General features: G+C 57.9%; 23 protein-coding genes. 14 read left to right on the top strand and 9 right to left on the bottom strand.

The window, feature by feature from the left end; genetic code table 11:
• Nucleotides 1–116: 116 nt before the first annotated feature.
• The gene (locus EP166_RS16020; RefSeq protein WP_127558945.1) at nt 117–1,307 is read right to left on the bottom strand and encodes a sensor domain-containing diguanylate cyclase; all 1,191 of its coding nucleotides are present in this window, start codon (nt 1,305–1,307) and stop codon (nt 117–119) included.
• A 237-nt stretch (nt 1,308–1,544) separates the two neighbouring features.
• Between EP166_RS16020 and EP166_RS16015 the strand changes: the two genes are divergently transcribed.
• Nucleotides 1,545–1,964 carry a DUF1294 domain-containing protein gene (locus EP166_RS16015; protein WP_127558943.1) on the top strand — a complete coding sequence of 140 codons (420 nt, stop codon included), beginning with the start codon at nt 1,545–1,547 and terminating at the stop codon, nt 1,962–1,964.
• Between the two features lie 11 nt (nt 1,965–1,975).
• Here EP166_RS16015 and EP166_RS16010 read toward each other — a convergent pair whose 3' ends face one another.
• From EP166_RS16010 to hemB, 6 genes are all read right to left on the bottom strand, one after another.
• Nucleotides 1,976–2,767 (bottom strand): tryptophan 2,3-dioxygenase, encoded by a 792-nt coding sequence (locus tag EP166_RS16010; protein ID WP_127558941.1) that lies wholly within the window; start codon nt 2,765–2,767, stop codon nt 1,976–1,978.
• A 148-nt stretch (nt 2,768–2,915) separates the two neighbouring features.
• On the bottom strand, nt 2,916–3,554 hold the full coding sequence (pdxH, locus tag EP166_RS16005; protein ID WP_127558939.1) for a pyridoxamine 5'-phosphate oxidase: 639 nt from the start codon (nt 3,552–3,554) through the stop codon (nt 2,916–2,918).
• 35 nt (nt 3,555–3,589) lie between these two features.
• Complete coding sequence (gene mutM, locus EP166_RS16000; RefSeq protein ID WP_127558937.1) at nt 3,590–4,408, bottom strand: bifunctional DNA-formamidopyrimidine glycosylase/DNA-(apurinic or apyrimidinic site) lyase; 819 nt, start codon at nt 4,406–4,408, stop codon at nt 3,590–3,592.
• An 89-nt stretch (nt 4,409–4,497) separates the two neighbouring features.
• Nucleotides 4,498–5,754 carry a transcription termination factor Rho gene (gene rho, locus EP166_RS15995; RefSeq protein ID WP_028670237.1) on the bottom strand — a complete coding sequence of 419 codons (1,257 nt, stop codon included), beginning with the start codon at nt 5,752–5,754 and terminating at the stop codon, nt 4,498–4,500.
• Nucleotides 5,755–5,932: 178 nt separating this feature from the next.
• Complete coding sequence (gene trxA, locus EP166_RS15990; protein ID WP_127558934.1) at nt 5,933–6,259, bottom strand: thioredoxin TrxA; 327 nt, start codon at nt 6,257–6,259, stop codon at nt 5,933–5,935.
• 203 nt (nt 6,260–6,462) lie between these two features.
• Entirely contained in the window at nt 6,463–7,464 is a 1,002-nt protein-coding gene (gene hemB / locus EP166_RS15985) for a porphobilinogen synthase (protein WP_127558932.1), read from the bottom strand.
• Nucleotides 7,465–7,863: 399 nt separating this feature from the next.
• Here hemB and ubiE point away from each other — a divergent pair, with 399 nt between their 5' ends.
• The 7 genes from ubiE (at nt 7,864) to tatC (ending at nt 13,165) form a co-directional block, all read left to right on the top strand.
• Nucleotides 7,864–8,646, top strand: a complete 783-nt coding sequence (ubiE, locus tag EP166_RS15980; protein WP_127558930.1) for a bifunctional demethylmenaquinone methyltransferase/2-methoxy-6-polyprenyl-1,4-benzoquinol methylase UbiE — start codon at nt 7,864–7,866, stop codon at nt 8,644–8,646.
• Nucleotides 8,643–9,290, top strand: a complete 648-nt coding sequence (locus tag EP166_RS15975) for a ubiquinone biosynthesis accessory factor UbiJ (protein WP_127558928.1) — start codon at nt 8,643–8,645, stop codon at nt 9,288–9,290. The genes ubiE and EP166_RS15975 overlap by 4 nt, the downstream gene beginning before the upstream one ends.
• Nucleotides 9,287–10,912 carry a ubiquinone biosynthesis regulatory protein kinase UbiB gene (ubiB, locus tag EP166_RS15970; RefSeq protein ID WP_342775645.1) on the top strand — a complete coding sequence of 542 codons (1,626 nt, stop codon included), beginning with the start codon at nt 9,287–9,289 and terminating at the stop codon, nt 10,910–10,912. Before EP166_RS15975 ends, ubiB begins: the two co-directional genes overlap by 4 nt.
• Before the next feature lie 201 nt (nt 10,913–11,113).
• Nucleotides 11,114–11,449, top strand: a complete 336-nt coding sequence (locus EP166_RS15965) for a phosphoribosyl-ATP diphosphatase (RefSeq protein WP_127558924.1) — start codon at nt 11,114–11,116, stop codon at nt 11,447–11,449.
• Between the two features lie 141 nt (nt 11,450–11,590).
• The gene (gene tatA, locus EP166_RS15960) at nt 11,591–11,863 is read left to right on the top strand and encodes a twin-arginine translocase TatA/TatE family subunit (protein ID WP_127558922.1); all 273 of its coding nucleotides are present in this window, start codon (nt 11,591–11,593) and stop codon (nt 11,861–11,863) included.
• A gap of 71 nt (nt 11,864–11,934) precedes the next feature.
• Nucleotides 11,935–12,426: a Sec-independent protein translocase protein TatB gene (gene tatB, locus EP166_RS15955; RefSeq protein ID WP_127558920.1), complete on the top strand. Its 492-nt coding sequence runs from the start codon at nt 11,935–11,937 to the stop codon at nt 12,424–12,426.
• Nucleotides 12,407–13,165: a twin-arginine translocase subunit TatC gene (gene tatC / locus EP166_RS15950; protein WP_246026324.1), complete on the top strand. Its 759-nt coding sequence runs from the start codon at nt 12,407–12,409 to the stop codon at nt 13,163–13,165. Before tatB ends, tatC begins: the two co-directional genes overlap by 20 nt.
• On the opposite strand, the gene EP166_RS15945 is transcribed toward tatC, so the two are convergent.
• A complete protein-coding gene (locus EP166_RS15945) occupies nt 13,166–13,474 on the bottom strand; it encodes a 6TM ABC transporter family protein (RefSeq protein ID WP_127558918.1) in 309 nt (102 codons plus the stop codon).
• 211 nt (nt 13,475–13,685) lie between these two features.
• Here EP166_RS15945 and EP166_RS15940 point away from each other — a divergent pair, with 211 nt between their 5' ends.
• The gene (locus EP166_RS15940) at nt 13,686–14,684 is read left to right on the top strand and encodes a Gfo/Idh/MocA family protein (protein WP_127558916.1); all 999 of its coding nucleotides are present in this window, start codon (nt 13,686–13,688) and stop codon (nt 14,682–14,684) included.
• A 205-nt stretch (nt 14,685–14,889) separates the two neighbouring features.
• Here EP166_RS15940 and EP166_RS15935 read toward each other — a convergent pair whose 3' ends face one another.
• Nucleotides 14,890–15,771 (bottom strand): AEC family transporter, encoded by an 882-nt coding sequence (locus EP166_RS15935; RefSeq protein WP_127558914.1) that lies wholly within the window; start codon nt 15,769–15,771, stop codon nt 14,890–14,892.
• A 151-nt stretch (nt 15,772–15,922) separates the two neighbouring features.
• Here EP166_RS15935 and EP166_RS15930 point away from each other — a divergent pair, with 151 nt between their 5' ends.
• The 5 genes from EP166_RS15930 to EP166_RS15910 all read left to right on the top strand — a co-directional run bounded on the left by EP166_RS15930 (nt 15,923) and on the right by EP166_RS15910 (nt 20,768).
• The gene (locus tag EP166_RS15930) at nt 15,923–16,615 is read left to right on the top strand and encodes a ZrgA family zinc uptake protein (RefSeq protein ID WP_127558912.1); all 693 of its coding nucleotides are present in this window, start codon (nt 15,923–15,925) and stop codon (nt 16,613–16,615) included.
• A gap of 77 nt (nt 16,616–16,692) precedes the next feature.
• Entirely contained in the window at nt 16,693–17,400 is a 708-nt protein-coding gene (locus tag EP166_RS15925; protein ID WP_127558910.1) for an ABC transporter ATP-binding protein, read from the top strand.
• On the top strand, nt 17,397–18,656 hold the full coding sequence (locus EP166_RS15920; protein ID WP_127558908.1) for an ABC transporter permease: 1,260 nt from the start codon (nt 17,397–17,399) through the stop codon (nt 18,654–18,656). Before EP166_RS15925 ends, EP166_RS15920 begins: the two co-directional genes overlap by 4 nt.
• A gap of 22 nt (nt 18,657–18,678) precedes the next feature.
• A complete protein-coding gene (locus EP166_RS15915; protein ID WP_127558906.1) occupies nt 18,679–19,230 on the top strand; it encodes a DUF3299 domain-containing protein in 552 nt (183 codons plus the stop codon).
• A 260-nt stretch (nt 19,231–19,490) separates the two neighbouring features.
• Complete coding sequence (locus tag EP166_RS15910; RefSeq protein ID WP_127558904.1) at nt 19,491–20,768, top strand: hypothetical protein; 1,278 nt, start codon at nt 19,491–19,493, stop codon at nt 20,766–20,768.
• Nucleotides 20,769–20,792: the final 24 nt, after the last annotated feature.

Below are 20,792 nucleotides of genomic sequence, written 5' to 3'. Positions count from 1 at the left end.
ATCGCTCGACTGAGCGTTGTCCACCTGCCCTAACACTCATGGCGCGGCAACTGGCCTGCCACATTCCGTCGGCAAAGCGTGACAGCGTTGACGTCGGGTTTGCGCGTGGTCGACTGTTAAGCCGGTGCCCCTTGGGTGGGGCCGGACGCCTGAACCGGGTGGTGAAAGATCACCTTGTTGCGCCCTTTCGATTTGGCGCTGTACAGGGCGTGATCGGCCTGTACCAGCATGCCCTGAACATTGGTGTGGCCATTGTGCCGTTGTATACCGCCTACACTGGCGGTGATCTGAATGGCCTGGCCATTGACCATTAGCGGCTTGTGGGCCAGGCACCGGCACAGGCGCTGGGCGATGTCTTCGGCTTCCTGTGCATCGATGCCGGGCAGTGTGACGGCAAACTCCTCACCGCCCAGGCGGGCGAGTATGTCTTGTTCGCGCAGTTGCGTTTGCAGGGTTCGGGCGGCCAGTTGCAGGCATTGGTCGCCAACCGCATGGCCCCACTGATCGTTCACCTTTTTGAAATAATCGAGATCAACCATCAACACACTAAAGTCCGTGCCAACACGCACCGAGTCGTTGAACAAGCCATCGGAGAGGTTGAAAAACGCACGTCGATTGAACAGCTCGGTCAGTTCATCCTGGTTGGCCAGTCGCTTCAGTCGTTGCTCGGTTGCAACGTAAACGAGTAATGGGAACAGCATGGCGGTGCCGGTGGTCAACAGAATGTGGCTGGCGAGCACCAGCTCATACACCCAGCCGCGATTGCCGCTGCCTGCTTCCGGAGCAGCGCTCAGCGATAAACCAGCCAGCATCAGCATCACGACGGTATGAGCAACGTAGAGGGTAAGCAATAAGAGGCGCGGCGTGGTGTTGCGCACGGGAAGCTGGCGAATCCACAAGGCGCCAATGGCAAAACACCCTGCCATCAGCAGCGATGTCATCGCGCTGAACACGGCTTTGTCCGGGTAGCTTGCGCCCAGCAGCAGACTGGCTAGCAGAAAGAGAACCAGGGATCTTGTTCGGGTCATTTGCAGTGGAGCATCCGCCCCAATGAAGTCCCGAATGCCCAGAATGGCGAGGATAGGGGCTGCCAGTAACATCAGATTGGCCAGCCCATAAGTCACGACCGGCAAGTTGATGCTCACTCGGGCACTGGCCAGCGCAATACCGAGCGAGAACACCAGGCACGACAGCGCCCAGTACAGAAAGCACGGTTTGCGCTTACTCAGATCGTAAATGACCACCATCAGCAAGCCGAGCAGGGCATTCAAGATCAGAGTGATAACAATGAGAGTCGGCAGGTGCACCGGCTTCCTCTTAGTGACACTTGGCCGGACAGAATAGCCCAGGGAATATCGAAATTCACTTACGCCAAGTGTCACTGTCGATACAGTGGACAGTTCGTCCGGTGCACCAGCCGGTCACAAACCCGGTATACTTGGGCAATTAACCTCTAAGGTGGCTTCTCACAAACCCCAACCTTTACAGTGAATCTGAATTTTGACGAACAAAACTGCCAAAAAACTGACCGGAATGAGAGAGCCATGACGGATACGTCAACACATCGGCGCACCACGCCCCTAACCGTTTATGGCGCTGCAGCCTTCATGGTTGCGCTTGCCATCGCCTATTCGAATGACATGGTGCCCAGAACCCTGGTCTCGGTCTATCTGGTCATGAGTCTGCTGTGCTATGCCGCCTACGCGCTGGACAAAGAGGCCGCACAGACGGGCCGCTGGCGCATCGCCGAAAACAGTCTGCACCTGTTGGCGTTGTTCGGTGGCTGGCCGGGTGCACGCATCGCCCAGCACCGGTTCCGCCACAAGACGCAAAAAGCGGCTTTCCGCCGCGTGTTCTGGGTAACCGTTATACTGAACCTGGCGGCACTCGCCTGGCTAATGACACCTGACGGGTCCGCCGCATTGAATGACTTTCTGACCGAGCTTTATAAGGCGTTGCCCTGACGTAGCAACCCTTACGCGGGTGCCCCGATCCGGGCACGGATCTCCCACAGATCCGGGAAGACCGGCTTGAACAGAGTGTTCATCAGATACTCGGCACCGCTTGAGCCGCCGCTGCCCATTTTGGCGCCGATGGTGCGCTGGACCATCTTGACGTGCCGGTAGCGCCACTCCTGTAACCCTTCATCGAGGTCCACCAGCAGCTCGCACAGTGATGCCAGTTCGTGGTCCGTTTGGTAAATCGTCAGCAACGCTTCCTGTACCTGGGCATTGGCCGCGGTTGCAGCCGTCGGTTCCGGTTGGGTGACCGCCTCGGGAATTGTATAACCCCGGCGCGCCAGTAATTGCATAAACACTTGCCACAGGGACCGATTGTGGTAGGCGTCTTCCAGCATCGCTCTGCCGACACTGCCTTCCGGTTGAAAGGTCAGTGGCTGCGGTCGTTTGTAGCCCAGTGCAAATTCGATCGCCCGAAACTGATAGCTTTGAAAGCCGCTGGCGGTGTCGAGCCGGCTGCGAAAACTTTCAAACTCAAGCGGTGTCATGGTTTCCAGAATGTCGATTTGAGACACCAGCGTTTTGAAAATTTTCAGAATACGCTTCAACGTATGACTGGCCCGTGGCAAAGCACCTTCATCCAGCCTTTCCGTTAAGAACCCAAGTTCATGTCGGACTTGTTTGAACCAGAGCTCGTAGGTTTGGTGAATGATGATGAACAACATTTCATCGTGTTCTTCAGGGTCGGATTTGGGGTGTTGCAGGTCGATCAGGTCATCGACTTCGAGGTAGGCGGCATAGGTCAGCATACAGATTCTTCAAATTGGATAGTTGTTCCCCGGATGCTAACTGGAATTGTGGCCAGGCGCACGGTGAGATCCGGTTAAGCAGAGTGTTACCCTGTGGAAGGCAGGTTGTACGAAAGTGTTACCGACCCCAGGGTCATCGCTCAAAGCCTCAGGGCTGCAAACGCTGCACGGTCCAGACATGACCTTCGCGCCGATACATAAAGCGATCATGCAGCCTTCCGCTTCGGCCCTGCCAGAACTCAATACGTTGCGGCACGACCCGGTAGCCACCCCAAAAGGAGGGAAGCGGTATCTCGTCCTGCCCAAAACGGTTGGTCATTTCCTGATAGGCGTTATCGAGTGCTTCACGGGATGCGATGCTCTGGCTCTGGTGGCTGGTCCAGGCGCCGATCTGGCTGGCCCGGGGGCGGGAGTGGAAATAAGCTTCAGAGTCCGATTCGCTGAGTTTTTCGGCTTCCCCATACACAATCACCTGGCGTTCGAGCGGTAACCATGGGAAGTGCAGGCTGGCCTTGGGGTTCGCAGCCAGGTCGCGGCCTTTGTGGCTGTCGTAATTGGTGTAAAAGACGAAGCCCTCTTCGGTTAACCCTTTTAACAGAACGACACGCTGACTCGGCTGACCACTGGCATCTACGGTGGCCAACACCATGGCGGTCGGGTCTGAATTCAGGTCGGCTTCGACAGCCTGGCTCATCCAGTGCTCGAACTGCGCCAGGGGGTTGGCGTCGAGATCTTCCCGGTTCAGTCCGCCGCGCAGATAATCGCGTCGAATGTCTTCAAGTTTCATCCTGTTCTCCTGAAAAAAGGCTCGTTACCGCTTGCTTAGCGGGTCTGGCACTGCGGGCAGAAAAAGGTACCCCGGTTGCTGGTGCGCAGTTCGCGAACAAGCGTTTCGCAACGGTGGCAAGGCAGTCCGGTGCGTCCATAGACGTTGAGCGACTGGGCAAAATAACCCGGTTTGCCATCGCCGCCGACAAAGTCGCGCAGCGTAGTACCGCCCTGGCTGATTGCCAGCGCCAGCACCTGTTTGATGTTACTGACCAGCTGCTCACACTCTTTACGGGTGACACGCCCAGTTGGTTTGTGCGGATAAATGCCGCTTAGAAACAGCGCCTCATTGGCGTAAATGTTCCCTACGCCCACCACAATACGCGCATCCATGATAAAGGTTTTGATCCGTGTCGTGCGTTTGCGGCTTTTTTTGAACAGATAGTCGGCGGTAAAGGCATCGGTCAGAGGCTCGGGGCCCAGGTGCGCAATCAGCTCATGCTCGTCGATCGGCGCCTCAGTATAAAGCCAGGCGCCAAAGCGACGCGGATCGTTGTAACGCAGTCGCACGCCATTATCGAGCTCAAGGTCGATGTGATCGTGTTTGCCCGGCGTCGGGTCATCAAGCAACACCCGCACACTGCCCGACATGCCCAGATGCACAATCAACATGCCCCGCTCCAGCTCGATCAGCAGGTATTTGGAGCGGCGATGCGTCGCCAGAATACGCTGGCCCTGAACCTGCAACGGCAATTCCGGGGGCACTGGCCAGCGCAGCCGGGCGTCACGCACCGTTACCCGGCTGATGCGACGGTTCAGAATGTGCGGTTCGATACCGCGCCGGGTGGTTTCGACCTCAGGTAATTCAGGCATAGGTTTCCTATCAGCCGGCTGGCCCGGCAGGCTATAGACACAAAAAAGCCGGAGGCGATGTCGGCTCCGGCTTTTTGAGACTCAGTCGATCAGCCCTTCATGGATTTGAAGAACTCGTCGTTGGTCTTGGTCTGCTTCAGTTTGCTGGTCAGGAAGTCGATCGCGGCGACGTCTTCCATCTCGGCCAGCAGCTTGCGCAGAATCCACATGCGCTGCAGCTCTTCCGGGCTGGTCAGCAACTCTTCGCGACGGGTGCCTGAACGGCGCACGTTGATCGCCGGGAAGATGCGTTTTTCCGCGATCTTGCGGTCCAGGTGCACTTCCATGTTGCCGGTGCCCTTGAACTCTTCGTAGATCACTTCGTCCATCTTCGAGCCGGTATCGACCAGGGCCGTGGCCATGATGGTCAGTGAACCGCCTTCCTCGACGTTACGCGCGGCACCGAAGAAACGCTTCGGGCGTTCCAGGGCGTGGGCGTCGACACCACCGGTCAGTACCTTGCCGGAGCTTGGTACGATGGTGTTGTAGGCGCGCGCCAGTCGGGTAATGGAGTCGAGCAGGATGACAACATCCTGCTTGTGCTCGACCAGGCGCTTGGCCTTCTCGATCACCATTTCCGCAACCTGAACGTGACGGGCCGGTGGCTCGTCGAAGGTCGACGCGATCACTTCACCGCGCACTGAGCGCTGCATGTCGGTCACTTCTTCCGGACGTTCATCAATCAGCAGAACAATCAGGTGCGTTTCCGGGTTGTTGCGGGTAATCGCCTGGGCCACGTGCTGCAGCATCAGGGTTTTACCGGCCTTCGGTGGCGATACAATCAAGCCACGCTGACCTTTCCCGATGGGCGACACCAGATCGAGAATGCGGTTCGCCAAATCTTCAGTCGAGCCATTGCCGGATTCGAGAATCAGGCGCTCTTCCGGGAACAGCGGGGTCAGGTTTTCGAACAAAATCTTGTTGCGGGTGCTTTCCAGCGGCTCATAGTTGATCTTGTCGACTTTGAGCAGGGCAAAATAACGCTCGCCCTCTTTCGGTGGCCGGATTTTACCCGAGACGGTGTCGCCGGTGCGCAGATTGAAACGTCGAATCTGGCTGGGGGAGACATAGATGTCATCCGGGCCGGCCAGGTAGGATGCCGTGGCCGAACGCAGGAAGCCGAATCCGTCCTGTAATATCTCCAACACACCATCGCCCCAGATGTCTTCGCCGCTTTTAGCGTGACGTTTGAGAACGGTGAAAATCAGATCTTGTTTACGAGACCGGTTCAGGTTATCGAGTCCCATTCCCTTGGCAATTTCCAAGAGCTCGGGCACTGGTTTGGTTTTTAAGTCACTCAGGTTCATAGGGTTTGCGGTTTTATTAGTCTAGGGAAGATGATCGGGCAGGCCGCCCGGAGACGTGGTTGGAAGCGTAGATAAAACAGGTTTAAGGCACTATAGGCCGAGTCGGCAGGGGTGTCCAGAAAAGTTTCAGCCCACCCCGGTTGTATTCAGGGCCGGAGTAACCGACCCGAACACGCTATCACAGGTTGCCCTGGATAAATTCGATCAACTGGGTCTTGGACAGGGCGCCGACCTTGGTCGCCACTACTTCACCGCCGCGGAACATCATCAGCGTCGGGATGCCACGAATGCCGTACTTTGGCGGCGTATTCGGGTTTTCATCAATGTTCAGCTTGGCCACGACCATGTTATCGGCGTACTCAGTGGCCACTTCTTCCAGAACCGGAGCAATCATTTTGCAGGGGCCACACCATTCGGCCCAGTAGTCGACCAGTACGGGCTTGTCGTTGCCCAGTACGTCGGTTTCGAAGCTGTCATCAGAGACGTTTTTAATGTGTTCGCTCATTAGGTTCTGTACCGTTCTCTTGGCTGATTTAGGAATAGGGTAAATGCGAAACTCGCAAATCGACAGGCAGCCTAACTCAGGAATCCGGCCGCTGTCTATTGGACTGTAGCCAAAGGTGGCTGGTACCGTCCGTTCCCGCACAAAATGACTGCGGCCTGCTCACATTTCAAGGCCCAATCACTGATTTTAAGGTCTAATCGACGTTATCCGCTGTTTTTGGCCAGTTTTTGGGCCGCCGCAACGGCAAAGTAGGTCAGAATGCCATCGGCCCCGGCCCGTTTAAAGGCCACCAGGCTTTCCATCATCACGGCATCCAGGTCAAGCCAGCCATTTTGTGCGGCGGCCTGATGCATGGCGTACTCACCACTGACCTGGTAGGCGAAGGTAGGCACTTGCAGCTCGGTTTTCACCCGATGCACGATGTCGAGGTAGGGCATACCGGGTTTGACCATGACCATATCCGCGCCTTCCTGAAGATCCAGCGCCACCTCGTGCAAGGCTTCATCGCTGTTGCCCGGGTCCATCTGGTAACTGGCCTTATTGCTCTTGCCCAGGTTGCCCGCCGAGCCGACCGCATCGCGGAATGGGCCGTAATAACTGGATGCATATTTAGCAGAGTAAGCCATGATCTGCGTATTAACCTGCCCGGCCGTCTCCAGCGCATGGCGAATAGCCCCGATGCGCCCGTCCATCATATCGCTGGGGGCCACGACATCGGCGCCGGCTTCCGCCTGTGAAACGGCCTGTCGGACCAACGTTTCCACTGTGACATCGTTCAATACGTAGCCACTGTCATCAATGATGCCGTCTTGCCCGTGGGTAGTGAACGGGTCTAGCGCCACGTCACACATGATGCCGAGTTCCGGATAGGCAGCCTTGAGCGCTCGAGTGGCTCGTTGCGCCAGGCCGTCGGCATTAAAGGCTTCTTCAGCCAGCAGCGTTTTCTTGTCGGCAGGCACAACCGGAAACAGCGCCAACATGGGAATACCCAGCGCCACCCAGTCGGCCGCCGCTTCCACCAACAGATCGACCGACAAGCGCTCCACACCGGGCATGGAAGGCACGGCCTCGCGCTGCTGCTCACCTTCAAGCACAAACACCGGGTAGATCAGGTCATCGACACTGAGGCGGTGTTCACGCACCAGGCGGCGCGAGAAGTCGTGCGCACGCAGGCGGCGCAGGCGGGTATGGGGGAATTGACGCACAGTCGGGCTCCGGGAACATCGATAAGGGAGGCCGAGTCTAGCAAAGGTCGCCCGCTAACAGGAACTATGACAGGAACACCAGTCGCCCCGGCCGGTCTAACTCGCTACAATAGCGGCACTGTCTTATTTAGTTGCGTTCCTAATAACTCGAGTTTGAAAGCTCGGTTCGCTGCGGTGCGGAAGTGCGTGCCAGGCGCCCGGTATGCCTATCCGGGGTCGGCGTGAACCCATCCATGGGGCCTAGACCGCAACATCCATGTTGCGGACTTCCCCGGATAGGCACACCGGACACCTGACACTCAGTTCAGTGCTCACTTTCAAACTCGAGTTATCAGGAACGAGCCCATTTTAAGGTGGTCTGGTTACCATCAATTAATCAGACCGGCCCGCGGAGATTCCATGTCAGAGAAAGACACAGCCTCACCCGGCAACGGCACGCCCGAAGACACCACGCATTTTGGTTATCAGACGGTCGCCACCGGCGAAAAGCAAAAGCGGGTGGCCGACGTGTTTCATTCCGTTGCGGCGAAATACGACCTGATGAACGATTTGATGTCGTTTGGTGTGCATCGCTTGTGGAAGAAGTACACCATTGAACTTTCCGGGGTTCGCCGTGGGAATCGGGTATTGGATATTGCCGGTGGAACCGGTGACTTGAGTTACGATTTTGCCCGCAAAGTGGGGCCCGATGGCCTGGTGGTGCTGGCCGATATTAACGACTCCATGCTGAAAGTGGGTCGCGACCGCCTGGCGGACCGTGGCATTGCGGGGAACCTGGAGACCGTGCAGGCCAATGCCGAGTACCTGCCTTTTCCGGATAACCATTTCGATGTCATTACCATGGCATTTGGCTTGCGCAATGTGACCCATAAAGAGAAGGCGCTGGCCGAGTTTAACCGGGTGCTGAAACCGGGCGGCCGGTTGCTGGTGCTGGAGTTTTCCAAGCCAAGAAACGATGTGCTCAGCAAAGCCTACGACGTCTACTCATTCAAAGCGCTGCCGCTGATCGGCCGTGCCGTTACGGGCGATCCGGACAGTTACCAGTACCTCGCCGAGTCGATTCGCATGCACCCGGATCAGGACACGCTGAAATCGATGATGGAAGACGCTGGGCTGGTGCAGGTGCGTTATCACAACCTGACCGGCGGCATTGTTGCACTGCACCGGAGTGTTAAGGCATGAGTCTGTGGCTCTGGCCGCTGCAGCGGCTGATGAACGATGCCCTGTATTACGATGCCCAGGCACAGCGCAAACTGGCCCGGTTGGCCGGACACAGCATTGTGCTGGCCATGCGCGAGCCGGATATCACCCTGGTGCTGTTTATCGACGCTGGCAGCGAACCGGAGACGGCACAAATCACGCTGGCAACAGATGCACCCGACAATGCCGACGCCCGCGTCAGTGGAAAAGCCCGCGACCTGTTCAGCGTGTTGCGCGCCGAAGACCGGGCGCAGGCGATGATGGTGCATCAGATTGACATTCAGGGTGATACCCGCACTTTTTTCACCCTGCAGGAAGTGATGTCGACGCTCGATATCGACTGGGAAATGGCGCTGGGAGACCGGCTTGGCGACTTGCCGGCCCACGCATTGGCCGATGGCTTGCGATTTATTGGCGGCATGGCCAAAGCCCAGGCGCGGTCATTGGATCGTACGGCTCGTAACTTTTTACGAGAGGAAAGCCAGTGGCTGGTGCCATCGTCCTTATGGCGCGAGCATGCCCAGGCCGTGCACCAGACCCGGCTGGGCGTTGATCGCCTGGGGGCACGCATTGCCCGCCTGCGCCAGCAAATGGATGCTCAGGACAACAACCGGGGCACATCGTGACGCTGATTCGACTGATACGCATCGCCTGGATTCTCAGCCGCTACCGCCTCGATACCCTACTGCAGCACCAGCAAGTGCCCTGGCTGCTGCGCTTTGGCCAGTATTTCTTCCCGCCGCGATGGATCATACCCGCCAAAGGCAGTGAAGGCCGTCGTTTGCGTCTGGCACTGGAAAATCTGGGGCCGGTGTTCGTCAAGTTCGGTCAGATATTGTCGACGCGGCGCGATCTCCTGCCCGCCGATATGGCCACTGAACTCGCCTACCTGCAAGACAGGGTACCTTCATTTCCCGGCAGCCACGCCAAGCGCCTGATCGAAGACGCCCTGGGCGAGAGCGTAGACACCCTCTTTGCCGAGTTCTCGGAAGCACCGATGGCCTCCGCTTCCATCGCCCAGGTGCACGCGGCCACGCTGCCGAATGGCAAATCGGTCGTGATCAAGGTGATTCGCCCGGGTATCCGCAACGTCATCAGCAAGGACTTGCGCCTGCTGGACCTGATGGCCCGTCTGGTGATGACCATTCCTGATGGTCGCCGCCTGCGTCCGGTGGAAGTGGTTGAAGACTTCCGCCGCACCATTCTCGATGAACTCGATCTGCTGCGCGAAGCCGCCAACATGGCCGCCCTGCGCCGCAATTTTGAAGGCTCGGACTCATTGTACATTCCCTGGGTGCATTGGGATTACACCCGCAAGAACGTGCTGGTCATGGAGCGGATCAGCGGGATTCCGGTCTCGGATACCGAGGCGCTCAATGCCGCTGGCATCAACATGAAGGTGCTGGCCGAGCGCGGCGTCGAAATCTTCTTCACCCAGGTGTTCCGGGATTCGTTCTTCCACGCCGACATGCACCCCGGCAACATCTTTGTCAGCCGCGAGCACCCGGAATCACCGCAATACATCGGCATCGACTGCGGCATCGTCGGCTCGCTGTCGCGGGAAGATCAAAGTTACCTCGCCCAGAACCTGCTGGCCTTTTTTAACCGCGACTATTATCGCGTGGCCGAATTGCACGTCGAATCCGGCTGGGTACCGGCCCATACCCGGGTCAACGAGTTCGAATCGGCGATTCGAAGCGTCTGCGAGCCCATTTTCGAAAAGCCGCTGGCCGAGATCTCCTTCGGGCTTCTGCTGGTGCGCTTGTTCCAGACAGCGCAGCGCTTCGACATGACCGTGCAGCCGCAACTGGTGCTGCTGCAAAAAACCCTGCTGAACATCGAAGGCCTGGGCCGGCAGCTTTATCCCCAGCTGGACCTTTGGGCCACCGCCAAGCCGTTCCTGGAAAATTGGGTGCGTGAACAGGTTGGTCCCAAACGCTTTATTAAAACACTGCAGCAGCACGGCCCGAGCTGGCTGGCAAAAGCACCGCAAATGCCGGACCTGGTGCACGACACCCTGATGAATCTGCGCAAGATCGGGGGTGTGGAGCAACGCATCAATGCTCAGTTGGAAGCCGGGCGCAAAGAGCGCAAACAGGGTCAGCGCCGTTTTGTGAGGCGCCTGGGCGCTGCTTTATTATTGGCCGGAGTTATCCTGATTCCCCAGCCTGCGCTTTGGCTGCAGAGCCTGTCGACCGGCCAGTGGGTTGGGTTGGCGGTTGGGGCTGTTTTATTACTGTGGCCGTAGTTAATTTTCAGGTTCGGAATTTGCACATTGCGAGCGGCGGGTGCCGGTGGTGCCTCTGAGGGGGAGTCCGCAACATGGATGTTGCGGTCTAGGCTCCATGGACGGGTTCACGCCGACCCCTCAGAGGCACCACCGGAGCCGCCGCGGACAATAGCCACTGATTAAATAATCGCTGCAACAAAACGTTAAAGGTTGTGTCATATGATGGACGTTCTACAGCAATTGGCCGACACTCTGGAGGCCCGCAAGGGTGCCAGTGCCGATGATTCCTATGTCGCTTCCCTGTATGCCAAGGGGCTCGACAAGATACTGGAAAAGGTCGGGGAAGAGTCGGTCGAGACCATACTGGCGGCAAAAAACGCAGCGGCCGATCCCTCCCAGACCGACAAAGTCATCTCTGAGACGGCGGACCTCTGGTTCCACACTCTGGTGATGCTGGCGGCACTGGATTTGTCGCCGCAGCAGGTCACCGACGAGCTGGCGCGTCGCTTTGGTTTGTCGGGTCTCGAGGAAAAGGCATCACGTTCAGCCGATTGAGCACTTGACCTGACCCCCTGATCTGGGCGCAAATAGAGTATCTGTTTTTGGATGCCTTAAGGTTCTTACAGGCATCTGAATAAACACCGGTTGGTTTTCGACAGGCGAAAACTGACAACACCATCCTAAGAGGGTAGCAACATGGGTTTTGGCGGCATTTCTATCTGGCAACTGTTGATTGTACTGGCCATCGTACTGCTGATTTTCGGCACCAAACGGCTCAAGGGCCTGGGTGGTGACATGGGCAGTGCTATCAAGAGCTTTAAGAAAGCGGTGAACGAGAACGATGAGGAAACCGCTGCCTCCGAGAAGAAATCTGAAGAAGAGAAAAAGGCTGCGCTGGAAAAGAAAGACGCCCAGTTTGCTGAAACCGAGCAGGAAACCACCAAGAAAACCGATACCAGCGCCCACTGAACCGGGTCGCGCATCCGTTTATGGCCAGGCTGCCGGCTGGGCGGCCGCCACTGATCTGTTGAGAGCTCATTATGTTCGACATCGGTTTTACCGAATTGATGCTGCTGGCCGTCATTGGCATGGTGGTCATCGGGCCCGAGCGTTTACCGGGTGTAGCCCGCACCCTGGGGCGGACCGTCGGCAAGGCGCGGCGCTTTATGACCGGGCTGCAAAACCAGCTTGAACAGGAAGTGCGGCTGGATGAACTGAACAAGAAGATCATGGCCGAAACCAAGGGCCAGACCTTCAAGAATAACGATGAAACCGGGTCCGCCGAGGCGCGGCATGAAAGCGAAGATGCCGAAGTGCCATCCATTGCCCCGAAGTCTGCGCTCGATGAGACTGCCCAGGCTGAACTGGAAGGTGATATTCAGGCCGAAGCGGCACTGAGACGCAAGGTGAGTAATGACGCAGCCGCCAGAGCTCGTGTCCAGGATGATGCCGGGACCCAGGAAACCTCCAGCACCTCAGACGCCCCCAACCACTCTGACACCAGGCCCGACGATGAAGTCCGAAAACCCTGAAGATTCCACCATGCCGCTGGTCGCGCACCTGAAAGAACTGCGCGACCGCATGATGCGCTCCATCGCTGTTGTGTTTGTCGTCTTTATTGGTCTGTATTTCCTGGCTGGCGACCTCTACATGATTCTGGTCAAACCGCTGGAAGTGTTGTTGCCCGTAGGTGGTCAACTGATCGCCACCGGTGTGACCTCGCCGTTTTTCGTGCCACTGAAACTGACCATCGTGCTGGCCGTGTTTATCTCGGTGCCCTATTTGCTGCACCAGATATGGGGCTTCATAGCGCCCGCTCTGTACAAGCATGAACGCCGGGTGGCGATTCCGCTGTTTATCTCCAGTGTGCTGCTGTTCTATGCCGGGGTCAGCTTTGTGTATTTCGTGGTGCTGCCGCTGGTATTCGGGTTTTTCACCTCGGTTGGGCCGGAAAACATCAACCTGATGCCGGATATCGGTAACGTGCTCGACTTCTGTCTGAAGTTGTTCTTCGCCTTTGGAATCGCCTTTGAAATACCGATTGCGACCTTCTTGCTGGTGCGGGCGGGCATCGTCTCGGTCGATGCGTTGTCGTCCAAGCGACCCTACATCTTCGCGGGCTGTTTTGTGATTGGCATGCTGCTGACACCGCCGGATGTCATTTCGCAGACCATCCTGGCGGTGCCCATGTGGCTCTTGTTTGAGCTGGGGCTGGCGTTCGCCCGGCTGATTCCGAAGGCCAAAATCGAAGAAGCGGCCGAGCTTGACTGATCAGTTCGGCCGGTCAGATTTGTTTTGGTCGTCTTCATCGACGACTTCACCCTCGATGACCCGGTGCCCATTGTTGCCCGGGCGGCGTCCGGTGGCTTGCTCCTGGCGCCGCTGGGCTTCTTCATAGGCCTTTTTGAAGCGTGATGCGAACAAAGGCCGTCCGGTAATCTTCATTTTTACAGCGTTAATGATGGCCAGACCAATGCCCACGGCGGCCAGCGCCAGCACCAGAAAGAGCCCGATCCAGAAAAAGAACACCAGCAGGGCGAGCCCAATGATGGCGGCGAGAATGCGCACAAACGGTGACATAGAATCTATCCTGAATGATGTATGTATTGATCGAGCCATGACGGACCTCCGTGTGGCCTCAAGCTGTATTGTCTTGTAAATGCGGTTAGCCTTTCACAAAACAACGCCGGTTTCAGGGCCAAAGGTCATAATTTGCCCGCAGTTTACGCCCTGAAGACACTGAATTCACGCCCAAACGGACACAATCGCGAGAGCAACAGGGAGAAAACAGATGGCACCTTCACGTATTCGCTGGGGCATCCTTGGCGCCGGCAACATCGCCCACAAACTCGCCGATGCGGTCGCGCAAGACCCGGACAGCGAGTTGGTCTCGGTGGCCTCCAACACCCCGGGCAAGGCCGAAACCTTCGCCAGCGCGGTTGGCATCATGGCCGACGACAGCTACCAGAGCCTGGTCGAACGACCAGACATCGACGTGGTTTACATCGCCACCACCCACAACTTCCATTATGACAACGCCGTGCTGGCGCTGAGCCATGGCAAGTCGGTGCTGATCGAAAAGCCCTTTACCGTTAATGCCGACCAAGCCCGAAAATTGGCTGAGCTCGCCGATGAGAAAGGGCTGTTTCTGATGGAAGCCATCTGGACCCGGTTTTTGCCCACGATGATCGAACTCAAACAGCGGTTGCAGAGCCAGGCGATTGGCGAAGTCCGGCACATGAACCTCACCTTCGGCGGCTTCGCCCCCGATAAATACCGCCCGCGTCTGGTCGACCCGGCGCTGGCCGGTGGCGTCACGCTCGATATGGGTATCTACCCGATAAGTTTGGTCTGTTATCTGGCCGGCGACTTGCCCATTGAGGTTCAGTCACTGTGCCAATTCAGCGACACCGGCGTCGACGAACGCGCCACCTATCAGTTTCGCTTCGCCAGCGGCATGACGGCCTCCATCGCCACCAGCTTCAACCTGAAAATGAAGCAGGAGGCCATGCTCTACGGCAGCACCGGTTACATCGAATACCCGGATTTTCAGACTGGCAGTGCTTTCGCCATTCACCATCATGGCGGCACCAACGAAGTAGACGACATTGCCGCGGTGCAGCTCGATCAGTTTGAAAACGGCTTCGTTTACCAGGTAGCGGAAGTGGTGCGCTGTCTGCGCGCCGGCGAGCTGGAAAGCCCGGTGATTCCTCTGCAGGAGACCGTAGCGATCATGGCCTTAATGGACCGCATGCGGGAGCAGTGGGGCCTGCGCTATCCGTTTGAGTGAGGCGGGTCCTGAGTTGGACAGTCAGGTTTCGCGAAGTGTATTAAGTGGCCTTGGTCCGCGACGGCTACCGGTGGTGCCTCCGCAGGGTCGGCGTGAATCCGTCCATGGAGCCTAGGCCGCAGCATCCTTGCTGCGGACTCCCCTGCAGAGGCACAACCGGCATCCGACGCTCACACCTAGCTCTCGTGAAACCTGACTGTCCAACTCAGGACAGCAGCTGTATGCCTAGCACGGCCAGCAGCGATATCGGCAAACTCACCAGAATCACCGCGGCAATATCGGCTTTCGGGCCGTTATAGTGGCTGGCGAGCAGGTAGCTGATCACCGCCACCGGCATGCTAGCCTGCAGTAGCAGGGTTTGTTGAACCAGTGGTGATAACGGCAGAGCAAGACAGACCAGCAGGGCGGCGGTCAGGCCAATGGCGACCCGGGCGAACGATAAGCCGATAATGCGGCCCAATCGGTCGAGCTGGCGTACATCGATGCCCGCCAGTGATTTGCCCAGAAGCAGCAGCATGATCGGCAGCGTCATTCCAGACAGTAACGACAAGGTCGACAGCACGGCCTCGGGCCGGGGTGCGTCGGTCAGGCGCCAAATCACCCCTACGATCAGGGCCAGAATCGAGCCGTTGCGCAGAATCGACTTCAGACTGAAGCTGCCCGACAGCAGGCCCACGCCCAGGGTGAAATGGCTGATCTGCACCACCGTTGAAATCAGAACGGCGTGGATCAGGGCATCCGGCCCCAGCAGGGCAAACACCAGAGGAATGCCCAGGTTGCCAGTGTTGGGGTTGACCAGCATCGGCAAGTAACCGCGTATCGCCAGGCCACTGAAGTGCAACAGAACGGCACCCAAAAGCGCACTGATCACCAGAACGCCAATAATGGCCCAGAGCGTGCCAGAGAGGCTCAGCAAGTCGGCGTCCATGCTCAGCAAGGCGCTAAGGATCAAGGTTGGCAGGCCGATGTGAGTGACCAGGGTGGCCAGCGAAGGCGAGTTGAGCAGGCTGGTTTTGCACGCCAGTCCGTAGCCCAGGGCAGCGCAGAACAACACGGGAATCAGGGCATTGACGTAAGCGAGTAGCACAGGCGTACCGGGTCAGGCTGGGCCGTTAGTATATCGGGCCCGATGCCGGTTCGAACAGATTCGAGCTTGGCATTTTCAATTGATACGTTGTAACATCTCTAAGTCAACGCCGATTCCTGCGAACCCGAACCCTGTTAAGGAAGAACACGACATGACCCTCAAATCGACACCTGCCCTGTTTGCCCTGAGCCTGGTCGCACTGGCCACCAGTGCGCAGGCCGAAACCGAACGCCAGCACGGTGCCCACGAACATGGTGCGGCACAGTTAACCTTGGCTGCCGAGAATCAGACCCTGGCCGTCAGTCTCGATACGCCCGCTTATAACCTGGTTGGCTTTGAGCAGGCACCTGCCACTGACGCCCAGCGTGACCAGGTTGCTTCAGCGTTGGCGATTCTGGCGCGGGCCGATGCCGTGCTCGATTTGCCGGCAGCGGCTCGGTGCACACTGACCGAGCAGGCTGTTGATGCCGACACCTGGTCGGCTATTAAGGCTCACGATGATCATGAAGATGACCATCACGATGAGCACGAAGAGGACCATCATGATGAGCATGCCGACGAGCATCATGATGACCACGGGCATGAAGAAGAACATCATGATGACCATGCCCATGAAGACGACCATCATGACGACCATGATCATGACCACGAAGAAAGCACTCACTCCGACGTGCTTGTCGAGTGGACCTATCGCTGCGAAAATCTCGATGCATTAAGCACGGTCACCGTATCGGCATTCGAACATTTTCCCAATCTGACCGACTTGCAGGTACAGTACATCGGTGACGACTGGCAAGGTGGTGCTCAGCTGACGCCCGCCAGCCCCCGTCTTACCCTGAACTGATCTGCGCCGTGTGATCCCGGGGTGCCCGCGGGGGGGGCTCCGACGATCCGCTCTCCGTTTAACCAATAGAGGCCCCCATGGCGGACGCTCTGAGCATTGAGTCCCTGGTATTTCGCTGGCCTGGCCAGCAATACGACACCCTGACTATCGACCGGTTGCAGTTGCCCGCCGCGTCGAGTCTGTTCGTGCAAGGCCCGAGCGGCAGCGGTAAGAGCACGTTGCTGAACCTGCTGGCCGGGGTGCTGGTGCCAACGCAAGGGCTGATTCAGGTGCTGGACCAACCCTTGTCGCAGCAGCCTGGCAAGGTGCGCGACCGCTTCCGGGCAGACCACATCGGTTACATCTTCCAGCAGTTCAATTTATTACCCTATCTGTCGGTGATCGATAACGTCATGCTGCCTTGCCGGCTGTCGCGTCGCCGGCACGACAAGGCGATGTCGGAAGCGAGCAGTCTGATCGATGCCGCGGCAGATCGTCTGACCCGGCTGAACATTCCCGATACCCTCTGGCACCAGCGCGTTTCCGCCCTCAGCGTCGGCCAGCAGCAGCGAGTCGCGGCGGCCCGGGCGTTGATGGGCTTGCCCGAACTGGTCATTGCCGATGAACCGACCTCAGCGCTCGATCAGGACAATGTGGATAACTTTATGGACGTACTGACCGGCCAGTGCCAGGCATTGGGTAGCGCACTGGTGTTTGTCAGTCACGACCGCCATCTGGCACGCTGGTTCGATCAGGAGCTGGAGCTGGCTCCCTACGCCGGCAGCCAAAGCGAGGCCATGTCATGAACTGGATTCGCCTCGCCCTGGCCAGCCTCTGGAATCGCCGCACCACTGCGCTGTTGACGCTGGGCATGGTAGCGCTCAGTTTGTCGTTGTTGCTGACCGTCGACCGGGTGCGTGAAGACACCCGCGCCAGTTTCTCCAACACCCTGTCGGGCACCGATCTGATTGTCGGCGGTCGTACCGGGTCACTGAATCTGCTGCTTTATTCGGTGTTCCGCATCGGCAACGCGACCAACAACATCAGCTGGGAAAGCTACTCTGATCTGCGCCGCAATTCGGCCGTGGACTGGACCGTACCGCTGTCTCTAGGTGATTCGCACCGGGGTTATCGCGTGATCGGCACCACCACCGACTATTTCGATCACTATCAGTATGGCCGCAATCAGGCGCTGAGCTTTCGGAGTGGCCAGCCGTTCGACGATGTCTATGACGTCGTGCTCGGTGCTGAAGTGGCGGAGGTTCTGGACTACCAGCTCGGCGATGACCTGGTGGTCGCGCATGGCCTGGGCACCACCAGTTTCGAAAACCACGATGACAAACCCTTCACCGTGGTTGGCATTCTTGAGGCTACCGGTACCCCGGTAGACCGCAGTCTGCACGTACCGCTGGAAGGCATAACCGCCATGCACGTCGACTGGCAGCAAGGTGTTAAGTTGCCGGGCTTTGAAATTTCAGCCGACGAAGCACGCGAGATGGATCTGACTCCCGACAGCGTCACCGCTGTGCTGGTGGGCATGAAATCGCGGGTACAGACATTCTCCTTTCAGCGGCTGATCAACCAGTATCGCGCAGAGCCACTGTCAGCGATCATTCCCGGCGCGACCTTGCAGGAGCTGTGGCAGTTGATCGGCATCGCCGAGAACGCATTGATTGCGGTGTCGTTCATGGTGGTAGTGACTGGCTTGCTGGGTATGGTGACAGTGATATTGGCTGGGCTGAACGAACGCCGCCGGGAAATGGCCATACTGCGAGCACTGGGCGCCCGGCCCGGCCATATACTGGGCCTGCTGATGCTCGAATCCGGCCTCTATGGTGTTGCCGGGTTGCTGGCCGGCCTGTTGCTGCACTGGGGCGTGATAGCACTCGCCAGTATTTGGGTTCAGGGCACCTACGGCATACAATTGACCCTGGCGCTGCCTTCGCCCACCTTGTTGTTGGTATTGGCTGGCTTTGTGGGTCTGGCGTTTCTGGTCGGTCTGTTACCGGGCTGGAAAGCCTACCGGCAATCGCTGTCGGATGGCCTGACCGCCACCACCTAACTCACGCGTTTCGGATGTAACGATGAACAGTACAGTATGGAAAAACACGCTTTGTCTGGCGTTCAGCACGCTGTTGCTGGCCAGCGTCGCGGTGACGGTACAGGCGCGTGAGGCCACTGAAATCCAGTGGGACGACCTGATGCCCGCTAATTTCAGCTACAAAACCCTGCGCGAGCAGATCGATTTCAGCCAATACGACCTGAGCAGTCTCAGCGACGATGACCCCGAGGCGCAGCGGCTCTATTCCGACATGACTCAGGTGCTTGCCAACGCCCCGGTGGTCGACGCCCTGGGTGGCGCGAATATCAAGCTGGCCGGGTTTGTGGTGCCTCTGGAAATGGACGGTGACTCCGTCTACAGTTTTTTGCTGGTGCCTTATTACGGTGCCTGCATTCACACCCCGCCACCGCCTTCGAACCAGATCGTTTTCGTGCAAACCCAGGGCGGTTACGAGATGGGGCCTATGGATGAACCGGTCTACGTCAGCGGTACCCTGATGATTGAAGCCCAGCAATCAGAGCTGGGCAGTTCCGGTTATACCCTTTATGCCGGTCGTATCGATCCGTATCTCTAGGGAGCCTCTGAATAACTCCCCCAGAGCTCTGCGCGAGCTAAAACGTTTTGCCCAAGTGGGCGGCACCGGAGTGCCGGCCCAGTCCTACGCACTTCGCAGCGCAGTGGCCGTAGCCCTTGTCAAGAAGTGCCGCGCATCTACCCTTTGAATACTGAACGCGACCGCTTTATGCTGCCCGTAGCAGGGCGAGCATGTGCCTGGACTATTCGGCGCAAGAACCCGTAAAAGGACATTGATCTTTCAACTCAATAAGGAAAATCATGAAAAGGATTCTACTTCTGCTGCTGATCATCGTGGTCGGCGGCTATGGCGCTGCGCACTGGCACGTTACCCGCACCGTTCAAAGCCAGCTTGATGAAGCGGCCCTAATGGCCGAGGGTGTTGGCCGCCTTACCTATGGCCAGATCTGGGTCATACCAACGGGTGAAATTCGGGTTCACAATCTGGCGTTTTCGGCACACGGCCAGGGCGGCGATGTGCGCATCGAACGCGCCTCGCTGGAAACGGCGAATTTGCTCGAACTGGTGCAACTGGGCCAGACGCTGAGCAACGAAGAAATACCTCAACGGCTGGCGCTCAGACTCAGCGGCATTGAATTGGATCTGGATTCAATGCGGCCGCTGGTCGATAACAATGCCCAGCAACATATGCTGGCCGCCGGCTGCGGCGATGAACGCACCTATTTCAATTTCACCGACCTCGACACCATGGGCTATCGCCAGACCCGCTCCGATATGACGCTGGAGTACCGCCTCAATCCCGAACGCGATAACCTGCAGGTCGAAGGCGAATTCACCACAGAATCCATGTACCGGATGAGCACCCGCCTCGACGTCGCACTGGCTGACGCTCAAGGGCCGGCCGCGCTGATGGGGGCGACCCTGAATCAGGTGCAAATACGGGTTGACGATTTGGGCTACGTGCCCGAGGTCATGTCGTTTTGTGCTCGCGAGACAGGCCTAGACGTTGACACCTACAAGACCCGGCACGTCAATGCCTGGGAACAGTTGTGGCAGGAACAGGGTGTGGTGTTGGCGGATAACGTAGTCGAAGCGTACGCGAGCTACATTGAACAACCCGAGAGCCTGCGAGTAGAAAGTTTTGCCCGGCTGAACGCCATGCAAATGATGATGGTCTCCGATCCTCAGGCGATTCTGGACCTGATTGCACCGCAAATTGTCGTTAACGACGGTCAACCCAGCCCGCTGCAGTTAACGCTGGCCCTGCCGCAGCGCGTGCCCGAGCCAGACAACGCCCAATCACAGCCGGAGGCCCCTCAGGCTGAACCGGAACGACCCGCCCCCGAACCCGCACAAACCGAGCGGGCACCCCGGGTCATTGAAGTGCCGGTCTCCGACCTCGCCGACTGGATGAATTCGGATATCATCATAAACCTGGCCGATGGGCGGGAGTTTCGCGGTGAAATCGAAAGCCTGAACAACGACGAACTGCAGTTCAAGCAATCGGTCTTTGGTGGCACCATGGTGATGCCAGTAGCACGGGACACCATTCGCCGGGTTCGGGTAGTCAACCCCTGACGGGTTTCCTCCGGTAAGCCACTC

Source organism: Saccharospirillum alexandrii (assembly GCF_004000275.1).
Lineage (GTDB): Bacteria > Pseudomonadota > Gammaproteobacteria > Pseudomonadales > Natronospirillaceae > Saccharospirillum > Saccharospirillum alexandrii.
This window is presented reverse-complemented; position numbering and strand designations above follow the sequence as displayed.

Excerpts from the sequence above, each read along its gene's own strand:
- EP166_RS16015 (WP_127558943.1), top strand. The coding sequence starts at position 1,545 with ATGACGGATACGTCAACACATCGGCGCACCACGCCCCTAACCGTTTAT.
- EP166_RS16010 (WP_127558941.1), bottom strand. The coding sequence starts at position 2,767 with ATGCTGACCTATGCCGCCTACCTCGAAGTCGATGACCTGATCGACCTG.
- pdxH (WP_127558939.1), bottom strand. The coding sequence starts at position 3,554 with ATGAAACTTGAAGACATTCGACGCGATTATCTGCGCGGCGGACTGAAC.
- mutM (WP_127558937.1), bottom strand. The coding sequence starts at position 4,408 with ATGCCTGAATTACCTGAGGTCGAAACCACCCGGCGCGGTATCGAACCG.
- rho (WP_028670237.1), bottom strand. The coding sequence starts at position 5,754 with ATGAACCTGAGTGACTTAAAAACCAAACCAGTGCCCGAGCTCTTGGAA.
- trxA (WP_127558934.1), bottom strand. The coding sequence starts at position 6,259 with ATGAGCGAACACATTAAAAACGTCTCTGATGACAGCTTCGAAACCGAC.
- ubiE (WP_127558930.1), top strand. The coding sequence starts at position 7,864 with ATGTCAGAGAAAGACACAGCCTCACCCGGCAACGGCACGCCCGAAGAC.
- EP166_RS15975 (WP_127558928.1), top strand. The coding sequence starts at position 8,643 with ATGAGTCTGTGGCTCTGGCCGCTGCAGCGGCTGATGAACGATGCCCTG.
- EP166_RS15965 (WP_127558924.1), top strand. The coding sequence starts at position 11,114 with ATGATGGACGTTCTACAGCAATTGGCCGACACTCTGGAGGCCCGCAAG.
- tatA (WP_127558922.1), top strand. The coding sequence starts at position 11,591 with ATGGGTTTTGGCGGCATTTCTATCTGGCAACTGTTGATTGTACTGGCC.
- tatB (WP_127558920.1), top strand. The coding sequence starts at position 11,935 with ATGTTCGACATCGGTTTTACCGAATTGATGCTGCTGGCCGTCATTGGC.
- tatC (WP_246026324.1), top strand. The coding sequence starts at position 12,407 with ATGAAGTCCGAAAACCCTGAAGATTCCACCATGCCGCTGGTCGCGCAC.
- EP166_RS15945 (WP_127558918.1), bottom strand. The coding sequence starts at position 13,474 with ATGTCACCGTTTGTGCGCATTCTCGCCGCCATCATTGGGCTCGCCCTG.
- EP166_RS15940 (WP_127558916.1), top strand. The coding sequence starts at position 13,686 with ATGGCACCTTCACGTATTCGCTGGGGCATCCTTGGCGCCGGCAACATC.
- EP166_RS15930 (WP_127558912.1), top strand. The coding sequence starts at position 15,923 with ATGACCCTCAAATCGACACCTGCCCTGTTTGCCCTGAGCCTGGTCGCA.
- EP166_RS15925 (WP_127558910.1), top strand. The coding sequence starts at position 16,693 with ATGGCGGACGCTCTGAGCATTGAGTCCCTGGTATTTCGCTGGCCTGGC.
- EP166_RS15920 (WP_127558908.1), top strand. The coding sequence starts at position 17,397 with ATGAACTGGATTCGCCTCGCCCTGGCCAGCCTCTGGAATCGCCGCACC.
- EP166_RS15915 (WP_127558906.1), top strand. The coding sequence starts at position 18,679 with ATGAACAGTACAGTATGGAAAAACACGCTTTGTCTGGCGTTCAGCACG.
- EP166_RS15910 (WP_127558904.1), top strand. The coding sequence starts at position 19,491 with ATGAAAAGGATTCTACTTCTGCTGCTGATCATCGTGGTCGGCGGCTAT.